Here is a 12,585-nt window from a genome sequence, read left to right on the forward strand (position 1 = left end):
CCCGCCAGTGATTTTCCGGCTGCCCCGTACGTTGGACGTGCGAGGATTCCGTCCATCAGCCTGACGAAGGAGTGCAGCGAGTGCCCGGCACAAACCTGACCCGTGAGGAGGCCCGCACCCGGGCCGACCTCCTCCACGTGGACGCGTACGACATCGAGCTCGACCTCGGCTCGGCCCGTGAGGGCGGCACCTTCCGGTCCACCACCGTGGTCCGGTTCAGCGCCACCACCCCCGGCGCGGAGACCTTCATCGACCTCGTCGCCCCGAGCGTCGAGGAGATCACCCTCAACGGCGAGCGGCTCGACCCGGCGAGCTTCGTCGACAGCCGCATCCCGCTGCCGGGCCTGGCCGCCGAGAACGAACTGCGGGTCGTCGCGAACTGCGAGTACACCAACACCGGCGAGGGCCTGCACCGGTTCGTCGACCCGGTCGACGGCGAGACCTACCTGTACAGCCAGTTCGAGGTGCCGGACGCCCGCCGGGTCTTCGCCAACTTCGAACAGCCCGACCTGAAGGCCACGTTCGCGTTCACCGTGACCGCGCCCGCGGGCTGGGTCGTGGTCTCCAACTCGCCCACCCCGCAGCCGGCCGGCGAGGGGGACACCCGGGTCTGGAGGTTCGAGCCCACCGGCCGGATCTCCAGCTACATCACCGCGCTCGTCGCCGGGCCCTACGTCGGGGTGTTCGACACCTACGAGAAGGGCGAGCAGCGCGTGCCGCTGGGCATCTACTGCCGGCCCTCGCTGCGCGAGTTCCTGGACCCGGAGGCCGTCTTCGAGGTCACCAAGCAGGGCTTCGACTACTTCCAGGAGAAGTTCGACTACCCGTACCCGTTCGCCAAGTACGACCAGCTCTTCGTCCCGGAGTTCAACGCCGGCGCGATGGAGAACGCGGGCGCCGTCACCCTGCGCGACCAGTACGTGTTCCGCTCCAAGGTCACCGACGCCGCGTACGAGGCCCGCGCCGCGACGATCCTGCACGAGCTCGCCCACATGTGGTTCGGCGACCTCGTCACCATGGAGTGGTGGAACGACCTCTGGCTCAACGAGTCCTTCGCGACCTTCGCCGAGGCGGTCTGCCAGGCCGAGGCCCCCGGTTCCAGGTGGCCGCACTCCTGGACCACCTTCGCCAACCAGATGAAGACCTGGGCGTACCGGCAGGACCAGCTGCCGTCCACCCACCCGATCATGGCGGACATCAACGACCTGGAGGACGTCCAGGTCAACTTCGACGGCATCACCTACGCCAAGGGCGCCTCGGTGCTCAAGCAGCTGGTGGCGTACGTCGGCCAGGACGCCTTCTTCCAGGGCGTGCAGGCCTACTTCAAGCGCCACGCCTGGGGCAACACCCGCCTCGGCGACCTGCTCGGCGCCCTGGAGGAGGCCAGCGGCCGCGACCTCAGGGCCTGGTCCAAGGCCTGGCTGGAGACCGCCGGCATCAACGTGCTGCGGCCCGCCGTCACCGTGGACGCCGACGGGCGGATCGAGTCCTTCGCGGTGCTCCAGGAAGCCCCCGCGCTGCCCGCCGGCGCCAAGGGCGAGGCCGTGCTGCGGCCGCACCGGATCGCGATCGGCCTGTACGAGCTCGACGGCGACGCGCTGGTGCGCACCGACCGGATCGAGCTGGACGTCGACGGGCCGCGCACCGAGGTGCCCGAGCTGGTCGGCCGGCACCGCCCGGCCGTCGTGCTGCTCAACGACGACGACCTCTCGTACGCCAAGATCCGGCTGGACGAGGCCTCGCTGGCCGTCGTCACCGAGAACCTCGGCGGCTTCACCGAGTCGCTGCCGCGCGCGCTGTGCTGGGCCTCCGCCTGGGACATGACCCGCGACGGCGAGCTGGCCGCCCGCGACTACCTGTCGCTGGCGCTGTCCGGCATCGGGCGCGAGAGCGACATCGGCGTGGTGCAGTCGGTGCAGCGGCAGGTCAAGCTCGCCCTCGACGCCTACGCCGACCCGCAGTGGCGCGAGCAGGGCCTCGCCCGCTGGGCCGCCGCCGCGGAGGAGCACCTGCGCGCCGCCGAGCCCGGCAGCGACCACCAGCTGGCCTGGGCCCGCGCCCTGGCCTCGGTCGCCCGTACGGACGGTCAGCTCGGGCTGCTCGCCGGGCTGCTGGACGGCTCGGTCGAGCTCAAGGGCCTCGCGGTGGACACCGAGCTGCGCTGGACCCTGCTCACCCGGCTCGCCGCCACCGGCCGGGCCGACGAGGCCGCCATCGCGGCCGAGCTGGAGCGGGACAACACCGCGGCCGGCCAGGAGCACGCGGCCACCTGCCGCGCCGCCCGGCCGACCGCCGAGGCCAAGGCGGAGGCCTGGGCGTCGGTGGTCGAGTCGGACACGCTGACGAACTACGTGCAGGACGCCGTCATCACCGGCTTCCAGCAGTCCGACCAGCGCGAGCTGCTCGCGCCGTACGCGGAGAAGTACTTCGCGGCGGTGAAGGGCATCTGGGAGACCCGCAGCCACGAGATCTCGCAGCAGATCATCGGCGGGCTGTACCCGTCGCTCCAGGTGACGGCCGGGACGCTGGAGGCGACCGACGCGTGGCTGGCCTCGGCCGAGCCGGCGCCGGCCCTGCGGCGCCAGGTCGTCGAGGCCCGGGCGGGCATCGAGCGAGCGCTCAAGGCCCAGGCGGTCGACCGTGCGGCGGGGGCCCGCTGACGGTGCGCCGATGACCCGAAGGGGCGCCGGACGGGATCGTCCGGCGCCCCTTCGGGGTACCGCGGGTTCTGGGTGGCTACTTCTTCTTGCCCTTGCCGTACGGCAGGCCGGCCAGACCGGCGATCACCGCGAAGGCGACGAGGGGGAGAAACACGTACAGGCCGAGGGTCTGGCCGACGCTCAGGCCGGCACCGGGGTCATCACCGTCGTCCCTGGTGAAGGCCATGGCGGGCGACGACAGCAGCATCATCAGCGTGACCGTTGCGGAGACCGCGCCGGCTCGCAAAGCGTTCCTCTTGTCCACGTTTCCAACTTACCCGCCGCTTACGGGGGCGCGCGCGCCGGGGGTGGGCTGGCGGCGGGGGCGCCTGGGTGCGGGGGTGGCGCCCCCTTGCTGTGCGGTGGGGTGGCGCGCCCTTGCCTCGCGGCCCCGGGCCCTTCCCTGGCCCACGTCCCTGTCCCCGGCCCCGGCCTCCTTCCCCGGCCTGCCGCCTGGGGGGTGGGAGGCCGGAGGTGGGGCGGGTGCGGCAAGGGCGGAGGGGCAGCGGGCCCCAGGTGGGGTGAGGACCGAGGCAGACGCGGATGGGCGGGGCAGGGGGTCAGCGCGGCCCGGGCGGGGCCAGGAGCTCGGCCAGGAAGCGGGCGGCGGGGGCGGCGGCGAGGTGGTCGAGGGTGACCGGGGCGCCGGTGCCGTCGGCGACCGGGAGGCGCCAGTTCGGGTACTGGTCCCAGGTGCCGGGCAGGTTCTGCGGGCGCGGGTCGCCGACCAGGTCCGGCAGCCAGACGCCGACCAGCCGGGCCGGGGTCGCCCGCAGGAAGCCGTACAGCGCGGGCATCGTCAGCGGCTCACCCGGCCGGAGCAGCCCGAGCCGGGTCAGCTCGGCCCGCCAGTCGGCCAGCTCCGCCGCCGCCTGCTCCTGCTCCTCCCCCAGCGGCCGGGCCAGCAGCCCGAGCCGGTGCCGCAGTTCGACGTGCTCGCCCGAGAGCCGGGCGGCGGTGCTGGGCAGGTCGTGGGTGGTGAGGGTGGCCAGGCAGCCCGACCGCCAGCGGTCCGGGGGCAGGACGGCTCCGTCGCCCTGCCAGTCCCGCTCGAACCAGAGGACGGAGGTGCCGAGCACGCCGCGCGCCGCCAGCTCCTCCCGCACGCCCGGCTCGACCGTGCCGAGGTCCTCGCCGATCACCGCCGTCCCGGCCCGGTGCGCCTCCAGCGCCAGCACCCCGAGCATCGCCTCCGCGTCGTACCGGACGTACGCGCCCTCGGTGGGCGGGTGCCCGGCCGGCACCCACCAGAGGCGGAACAGGCCCATCACGTGGTCGATCCGCAGGGCCCCGGCGTGCCGGGCGACGCCCCGCAGCAGCTCCGCGTACGGCGCGTAGCCGGCCTCGGCGAGGGCGTCCGGGCGCCAGGGCGGCAGGCCCCAGTCCTGGCCGTGGGCGTTGAAGGCGTCCGGCGGGGCGCCGACCGCGATGCCGCCGGCCAGCACGTCCTGGAGGGCCCAGGCGTCCGCGCCGTCGGGGTGGACGCCGACGGCCAGGTCGTGGATCAGGCCGACCGCCATGCCGGCCTCGCGGGCGGCGCGCTGGGCGGCGCCGAGCTGCTGGTCGACCTGCCAGGCGAGCCAGCGGTGGAACTCGACCCGGTCCCCGAGCTCCTTCTCCGCCTGCCCGATCTGTGGGCCGTCCGGGTGACGCAGCCCCTTCGGCCAGTGGTGCCAGTCGGGTCCGTGCCTCTCGGCCAGGGCGTTCCACAGGGCGTGCCGGCGCAGCCACTTCCCCTCGCGCCGCAGGTACGCCTCGTAGGCCGCCTGCCGGCCGGGGCCGCGCGGCACCTCGTGCAGCAGCTCCAGGGCCTCGCGCTTGAGCCGCCAGACGGCGTCGCGGTCGATCAGCCCGTCGTGGCCGAGCACCTCGTCGCGCAGCCGGGCGGCGCGGCGGGTCAGCTCCTCGGCCTGGTCGTGCCGGTCGCCGTCCAGGTACGCGTACTCGGGGACGGCCTCGATCCTCAGGTGCACCGGGTCGGCGAAGCGGCGGGAGGAGGGGCGGTACGGGGAGGGGTCGGACGGGCGGGTGGGCAGGCCCGCGTGCAGCGGGTTGATCTGCACGAAGTCCGCGCCGAGGCCGGCGCCCGCCCACTGTGCCAGCTCGGCGAGGTCGCCGAGGTCGCCCATGCCCCACGAGCGGTCGGACAGCACCGAGTACAGCTGGGCGAGGAACCCCCAGCCGCGGCCGGGGAGTTGCGGCAGCCGCTCGGGGGCGACGATCAGCGCGGCGCGGGCCGCCCGACCCTCGCTGTGGGCTGTGAGCGCGTGCCGCCCCAGCGGCAGGTCGCCGGGCACCCAGTGCGAGTGCCCCCTCGGCAGTTCCCAACTCCCGCCGTCCTCCAGCTCGATGTGCAGCCTGGCGTCCGCGGGAACGTCCAGCGCGGTGCGCCGCCCCTGCCGCACCACCACGCAGGGCGGCAGCAACCGGTCCCGCTGCTCGGCCCGGTGGCGCTCCAGCGCCCGCGCCGACTCCTCCGGCGTCCCGGCCGCCACCCCCATCGCCGCCAGCACCGCGACCAGCGTCCGCGCCCCCACCGACCGCCCGCCCGGCCCCGGGTACCGGCTGTCCACCCCGTACGCCCGCGCCAGCGCCACCAGTTCGGCGGGCGGCGGCGGGGCGTCCTGCGCCGGCACCTGCCCGGCTCCGTCACTGTCGTGGTAAGCGGCCACTCGCGGCTCCTGCGCTGTCTCGGCTACGCCCGGTCAGGACGACCACTTTCCTACCCGGGTGACACCTCGATCACCCAGCGCGACACGACGGCGCCCCGGCGCAACGGCCGGGGGCCCGGACCTCGCCGCCCCTCGGCTTCTCCGGGTCGGGCGCCCTTCCGGCACCACGCTGGCGCGGCCGGTCCGAACCGGCGCTGGACGCCCGCCCCGACACGGCTCTGAGCCCTCTCGCCGAATCCGCCGCGGACCGGTGCCGGACCAGCGCCGACAGCGGCTGCGGCGCCTCCGTCGGCACCCTCCGCGCGGCGGCCTCCGCCGCTTCCCGGGCCCGGTCCGGCACCCGGTCCGACGCCTGGTCAAATACGGGCAAACCAGGCATAGCCGTCGGCGGCGTTGACACCTGATCGGCCGACTGGTGGGGTTGTCGACGATGTGGTTCCGGCCTGGCGAGGAGGCTCCTGTGCAAGCCCGTGTGTCCGTTGCGGCCGGGCGGCGGCTTCGGTCGCAGTTGGAGCAGAGTGCGGCGTTTCGCGAGGTCGTGCACCACCCCGCGGCGGTGGCGGCGCGGCAGGCCACGGCGCGGACGTGCCGTCAGCTGGCGCCGCGGACGGCGGACCGGCTGATCGCCGACCTCAAGGGAACGGAGCCACTGTTGGCATCGGTGCGCGAGGAACGGGCGGAGCGGGCGGAGCGCGGGGAACGGCCGGCGGGACGGGCCGCCGGGCGGCCGGGCCGGCGGGCGATGCAGATCGCGGCCGGGGTCGCCGCCGCGGCGGTGGTCGGCGGGCTGCTGGCCGGCTCGCTGCCCTCGACGGCGCACGCGGCCGGCTCCGCGCCCGCCGTCGGTTCGGCGCCCGCCGTGGTGAGCACCGCGCCGCAGACCCCGCTGGGCAGCGTGACCGACCCCAGGGTGTTCCCGAAGCCGCAGCAGCAGACCGTGGCCGGCAAGCCCGTCGCGGTGCCGTCGGCCGTCACGCTGGTGACCGGGGACAAGGCGGACTTCGCCGCGATCGGGGCCGTCCGCGAGGTGCTGGAGGTCGCCGGGGCGAGCGAGGTGACGCCGCAGCCGGACGCCGGGACTCCGGCCGCCGGCTCGCTGGTGGTGTACGTCGGCCAGGGCGCCGACGGCGAACCGGGCCGGGTGCTGCGCCAGTTGGCCGCCGCGGCCGGCGGCAAGGACGGCGCCGCGCCCTCGCCCGTGGGCCTGCCGCCCGGCGGGTACGTGCTGTCGGCCGGTCAGCTGCCCGCCCAGGGCGGCGGGACGTACGGCGCCGTGGTGCTGGCCGGCGCGGACGCCACCGGCACCTTCTACGCCGCGCAGAGCCTGCGGCAGCTGCTCGCCGCCGTACCGGCCGGGCAGGGGCAGGCCCCCGGGGCGGCCGGGCTCGGCCTGCCCGGGATCACCCTGCGGGACTGGCCGACCGGCGCGCCCGTGCGCGGCACCGCGGAGGCCTTCTACGGCACCCCGTGGACCACCCAGCAGCGGCTGGAGCAGCTCGACTTCCTCGGCCGCTCCAAGCAGAACTTCTACCTCTACGCCCCCGGTGACGACCCGTACCGGCTCTCCCGCTGGCGCACCCCCTACCCGGCCGACCAGGCCCAGGAGCTGCGCGAGCTGGGCGCGCGGGCGCGGCAGAACCACGTCACGCTCGGCTACGCGATCGACCCGGGGCAGTCCTTCTGCTTCAGCTCCGGCAAGGACGTGGACGCGCTGGTGGCCAAGCTGGACGGGCTGCGCGCCCTCGGCTTCACCGCCTTCCAGCTCCAGTTCCTGGACGTCAGCTACGACGAGTGGCACTGCGGCGGCGACCGCGGCAAGTACGGCACCGGGCCCGCCGCGGCCGCCAGGGCGCAGGCCGAGCTGGTGCGCAAGGTGCAGGACCGGCTGATCGCGAAGAACCCGGGCCTGGCGCCGCTGTCGGTCGTCCCCACCGAGTACCACCAGCAGGGCTCCACCCCGTACCGCAAGGCCCTGGCCGCGGCGCTGCCGGAGGGCGTGCAGGTGGCCTGGAGCGGGGTCGGGGTGATCCCGGAGAGGATCACCGGCGCCCAGGCCTCCGACACCGCCGGGCTGTACGGGCACCCGCTGCTCACCATGGACAACTACCCGGTCAACGACGCCAGCCCGGACCGGCTCTTCCTCGGCGCCTACACCGGGCGCGACCCGGAGGTGGCCACCCGCTCGGCGGCGCTGCTGACCGGCGCGATGCGCCAGCCGGTGGCCTCCCGGATCGCCCTCGCCACGGCCGGGGACTTCGCCTGGAACCCGGCCGGCTACCAGCCCGAGGAGTCCTGGCGGGCCGCCGTGCGCTCGCTGGCCGGGCCGACCGGCGCCGCCGCGACGCCCGCCGGGACGGCGCTGTCCGCCGTCACCGCGCTGGCCGGGAACAACACCTCCTCCCCGCTGTCCAAGCAGGAGTCCGGCTACCTGGCGCCGCTGCTGGACCGGTTCTGGGCGGCGGCCGAGCCCACCTCCGGCACCGCCCCCGACGTCGCCAGGCTGATCGAGGCCGCCGCCCCGCTGCGGGAGGCCTTCGCCACCATGGCCACCGCCCGGCAGACCCTGGCCGGCACTCCGGCCACCGCCCAGCTGGCCGGCGAGGCCGCGCCCTGGCTGGACCCGCTGCGCGACTACGGGCTGGCCGGGCAGGCCGCCCTCGACATGCTGCTGGCGCAGCACGGCGGCGACGGCGCCGCCGCCTGGAAGGCCCGGGTCGAGCTCAACCGGCTGCGCGAGCAGCTGGACCGGGCCCCGGCCACCGTCGGCGCCGGGGTGCTCGGCCCGTTCCTGGAGCGCGCCGTGCGCGCCGCCGACAACTGGTCCGGCGTGGGCGGCGGCGCGCTCACCCCGACCACCACCATGGGCACCGCGCAGGACCACCTGCCCGCGCTGATGGCCGACGGCTTGGCCGACACCTTCTACTGGAGCTCCGCTCCCCCGCAGCCAGGCGACGCGGTCGGCCTGGACCTCGGCGCGGGCCGCCCGGTCAGCGACGTGACCGTGCTGATGGGCGGCTGGGGCGACGGTCCGGACGCCCGGACCGCCGTCGACGACTACATCCGCGACGGCGTCCTGGAGTACTCCACCGGCGAGGGCGGCTGGAAGCAGCTCGCCACCGTCAGGAACCAGAAGACGGTCAGCGGCCACCTCCCGCCCGGCACGGTGGTCCGGGCGGTGCGGCTGCGGGCCACCGCCGCGCAGAAGACCGCCGTCGCGGTGCGCGAGTTCACCGTGACCGCCCCGGAGGACTCCCCGGCCAGCGTCAGCGGCGGCCCCGACGCACTGCCCGGCTCCTCCGCCGCCGCCGTGCTGGACGGCAACCCGGACACCGCCTACCGGGCCGCCAAGGCGCCGACCGCACAGGACGAGCCGCTCACCGTCGAACTCGGCGCGGCCCGTCCGCTGGACCGCCTCACCGTGCTGACCGACCCCAGCGTCCACGCCACCGCCACCGCGGCGGTGCGCCGGTCCGACGGCACCTGGGCCGACATCGGCACCGTGCAGCCCGGCTACAACGAGCTGCCGGCCGGCGGCCAGCCCGCCGACGCGTTCCGGCTGACCTGGAAGCCCGGCGGCGACCCGCCGGTCGTCAACCAGGTGATCCCCTGGTACGCGGACGCCCCGGCGGCCCGGCTCAACCTCGCCGACCCGGCCCTGGACGTGGTGACCGGCGCGGCCTCGCCCGTCCAGACCCGGGCCACCCTGGAGGCCGGGCGGCCCGAGGGCACCACCGGCGAGCTGCGCACCGAGGTGCCGGCCGCCGCCAAGGGCCTGACCGTCACCCCGGCCGGCCCGGTGAGCGTGCCGCGCGGCGGCCGGGTGGGGGTGCCGCTGCTGGTCTCGGCCGCCGCGGACACGCCGTCCGGGACGTACCGGGTGCCGGTGCAGTTCGTCTCCGGCGGCACCACCGTCCGGCAGGTCCTCCAGGTGCACGTGGTGCCGCCCACCGGCGGGCCCGACCTCGCGGTCGGCGCCAAGGCCACCTCCTCGGGCGACGAGACGGCGGACTTCCCGGCCTCGGCGGTCACCGACGGTGACCCCAAGACCCGCTGGTCCTCGCCGGCCAAGGACGACGCCTGGGTGCGGCTGGAACTGCCGCAGGCGACCCGGCTGGGCGCGGCGGTGCTGCACTGGCAGGCCGCGTACGCCTCCTCGTACCGGATCCAGGTCTCGGCGGACGGGAACACCTGGACGGACGCGGCGACGGTGGACAACGGCAAGGGCGGTGACGAGACGGTGCGCTTCGACGCGCCCGGCGCGCGCTTCGTCCGGGTGCAGGGCGTGGCGCGGGCCACCAAGTACGGCTACTCGCTGTGGGGCGTCGAGCTGTACGCGGTGACCGCGCCGACGACGCCGACAGCCCCGGCCGCCCCGGCCGCCCCGGCCGGCCCGACGACGCCGACGACGCCCCAGCCCCCGGCCGGGTCGGCCCAGTCGGGCGGCACCCCGGCCTCGCTCGCGGTGCGCCCGCAGGCGGCCGGGCGGTAGCCGGCCGGGTGGTGGCGGGCCCGGGCGGGACCGCTGCCGAAGGCGGCGGGACGGCGCCGGAACCCGTCGGAACGCGGCCGGAACGCGGCGGGAGAACGCGGCCGGAACGCGGCGGGCCGCCGGCTCCCCGGTGCGGGGGGCTCGGCGGCCCATGAGGCGCGTACCGACGGTGTGACGGGCGGGCCCTTGTGGAGCTGCGGTCAGGCGGAGAGCGGTTCGGGCTGCTCACCGCGGCGGACGGGGGCGGAATGGGCGGGGTGCGCCCGGCCGAGCGGGACGGGGTGGGCCGGCTGCTCGGTGTGGTCGCGGTGCTCGTACTCCCCCCACTGCGGCGCGCGCAGCTGGTCCGCACCGCCGTAGGGTTCCAGGTAGGGCCGCCAGCGCGGGTCCTTGATCCCGGTGCCGATGATGCGCCAGGCCAGGCCGCTGGGCGGCGCGGGTGGTCGTTTCATCCGCCAGCCGAGTTCGGTCAGGTGGCGGTCGGCCTTGGTGTGGTTGCAGCGGCGGCAGGCCGCCACCACGTTGTCCCACCGGTGCTGGCCACCGCGGCTGCGCGGGATGACGTGGTCGACGCTGGTGGCGGCGGCCCCGCAGTAGACGCAGCGGCCGTGGTCGCGGGCGAACAGCGCCCGGCGGGTGAGCGGGACGGGCCCGCAGAACGGGACCCGCACGAAACGGGTCAGACGGACGACGGACGGCGCCGGAAGGGCGCTGGTGGCGCTGTGCAGAGTGACTTCCGAGTCCTCCAGGCTGACCGCCTTGTGGTTGAGGACCAGGATGAGTGCGCGGCGCATCGATACGACGCCGAGTGGCTCGTAGGACGCGTTGAGGACCAGGACATGCGGCACGGATGCCTCCTTGGACGCCTGCGGCGCGTGGCTCGCGCCGGGACGAGCGGTGGGATCGCGCCACTCGTGCGCGATCTCCCCCAGTGTCGCCTTACGACTTTGTACGGCGCCACCACTCCTGTGTAACGGACCTGAGGTGAACTCCGGGTGTGGTCTCCGTCATAGCCGGTATGCCCGGGGGGCGGTCGGGTTGCACCCGGGTGGCGGTGCGGCCCGCCGCGGCGGCGGTGCCGGGTGGCCCTCCGGGGTGCGCGGTTCGGCCGTCCGGAGCAGTGCCGGACCGGCCGGGGACTCCCCGGAACCCCACTCAGGGGGGAGCGCGCGGTTGCGTTGACGGGGCGTCCGGAAGAGCCCGTACGCCCTCCCGGCGTGTCCGGGCGGGTGCGCGGGGGCGGATAGGCTGGAACGCACGGTCCGCGGGCCGCTTGCCGGCGGTGCGGGCCCGACACGCACCCAGCCAGGAAGGTCCGCACGTGTTCAGCTCCGGTGCCACCGGCCCGTCCGACGCGTCCCAGACGCTCGCCAACCCGACACCGGCCCCGAGCCCGACCGCGCAGCTGCCGGAGCTCGACCTGCGGATACCGACCAGCGCGCAGGAGGTCTCGGACACCACCCGGCAGGCCGCCAGCTGGTTCGACACCCACTGGCAGGGCTGGCTGGCCGGCGGGCTGCGGATCGTCTTCATCATCGTGCTGGCCCTGGTGCTGCGGGCGGTGGTGCGCAAGCTCATCACCCAGCTGATCGGGCGGATGGCCCGCACCTCGGAGACCCAGGAGGAGAGCCGGCTGGGCGGCCTGCTGGCCAACACCGGGGTGGTGAACACCGAGCGGCGCCAGCAGCGCTCGGAGGCGATCGGCTCGGTGCTGCGCAGCGTGGCCTCGTTCACCATCCTGGGCACGGCGGCGCTGATGGTGCTGTCCGCGCTGGGGGTGAACCTGGCGCCGCTGCTGGCGAGCGCCGGTGTCGCCGGTGTGGCGATCGGTTTCGGCGCCCGCAACCTGGTCACCGACTTCCTCTCCGGGGTCTTCATGATCATGGAGGACCAGTACGGCGTCGGCGACGAGATCGACACCGGGGTGGCCACCGGCACGGTGCTGGAGGTCGGCCTGCGGGTGACCAAGCTGCGCGGTGCGAACGGCGAGATCTGGTACATCCGCAACGGCGAGGTGAAGCGGATCGCCAACATGAGCCAGGGCTGGGCGACCGCCTCGGTGGACGTGCAGGTCGGGTACAAGGAGGACCTGGTCCGGGTCGAGGAGCTGATCCTGGCGACGGCCGAGGAGATGGCCAAGGAGGCGCCGTACGACGAGCTGATCTGGGCGCCGGTGTCGATCCTGGGCGTGGAGTCGGTCGCCCCGGAGTCGGTGGTGCTGCGGGTCGAGGCCCGGACCGCGCCGGGCAAGGCGGCCTCGGTGTCGCGGGCGCTGCGCCAGCGGCTGAAGATCGCCTTCGACCAGGCCGGGATCAAGGTCAAGGAGGAGGCCCCGGCGGCGCCGGCGGCTGGGGCGACCGGAGTGGTGATCGCCCCCTCGCCGGCGCCGGCCGCCGAGCAGACCGCGCCCTCCGCGCTCGCCGACCCCGCCTCCCCGCGCTACCGGGCGACGGAGCCGATCCCGGCGGCGAAGGGCCCGGACGACGCGGCGAAGCCGTAGCGGTCCGGCCGTCCGGACGCGGACGAGAGCCCCGCTCCCCCACGGTGGGAGCGGGGCTCCGTGCTGTCCGGGTGCCGGCGGGTAACGCTTCGGCATCCTCCGCTCCACCGGCCATTGACACCCCGCTGAGGCGGCCCTTACGGTCCTTCCCAAGCGACTGGAAAGTTTCCTAACAGTTCGCCCGGCCCCTTTCCCGGCCTTCCCGCCCGTTCGCCCGACCAGCCG

At 75.5% G+C, this 12,585-nt stretch carries 5 protein-coding genes and 1 pseudogene; 3 read left to right on the top strand and 3 right to left on the bottom strand.

What is annotated here, in order from left to right; all coding sequences use genetic code 11:
* Positions 1 to 80: 80 nt before the first annotated feature.
* On the top strand, positions 81 to 2,660 hold the full coding sequence (gene pepN / locus ACZ55U_RS22845; RefSeq protein WP_465528355.1) for an aminopeptidase N: 2,580 nt from the start codon (positions 81 to 83) through the stop codon (positions 2,658 to 2,660).
* A 76-nt stretch (positions 2,661 to 2,736) separates the two neighbouring features.
* Here pepN and ACZ55U_RS22850 read toward each other — a convergent pair whose 3' ends face one another.
* Entirely contained in the window at positions 2,737 to 2,964 is a 228-nt protein-coding gene (locus ACZ55U_RS22850) for a hypothetical protein (protein ID WP_030062611.1), read from the bottom strand.
* Positions 2,965 to 3,259: 295 nt separating this feature from the next.
* A complete protein-coding gene (malQ, locus tag ACZ55U_RS22855) occupies positions 3,260 to 5,335 on the bottom strand; it encodes a 4-alpha-glucanotransferase (protein WP_465528426.1) in 2,076 nt (691 codons plus the stop codon).
* A gap of 574 nt (positions 5,336 to 5,909) precedes the next feature.
* Between malQ and ACZ55U_RS22860 the strand changes: the two genes are divergently transcribed.
* Entirely contained in the window at positions 5,910 to 9,860 is a 3,951-nt protein-coding gene (locus tag ACZ55U_RS22860) for a beta-N-acetylglucosaminidase domain-containing protein (RefSeq protein WP_465528357.1), read from the top strand.
* A 338-nt stretch (positions 9,861 to 10,198) separates the two neighbouring features.
* Here the strand turns inward: ACZ55U_RS22860 and ACZ55U_RS22865 are convergent.
* Positions 10,199 to 10,708, bottom strand: a pseudogene (locus ACZ55U_RS22865) (HNH endonuclease); the annotation flags it as partial.
* Between the two features lie 473 nt (positions 10,709 to 11,181).
* Between ACZ55U_RS22865 and ACZ55U_RS22870 the strand changes: the two are divergent.
* The gene (locus tag ACZ55U_RS22870) at positions 11,182 to 12,360 is read left to right on the top strand and encodes a mechanosensitive ion channel family protein (RefSeq protein WP_465528359.1); all 1,179 of its coding nucleotides are present in this window, start codon (positions 11,182 to 11,184) and stop codon (positions 12,358 to 12,360) included.
* Positions 12,361 to 12,585 lie beyond the last annotated feature (225 nt).

It is taken from the genome of Kitasatospora sp. NPDC034533, assembly GCF_055575155.1.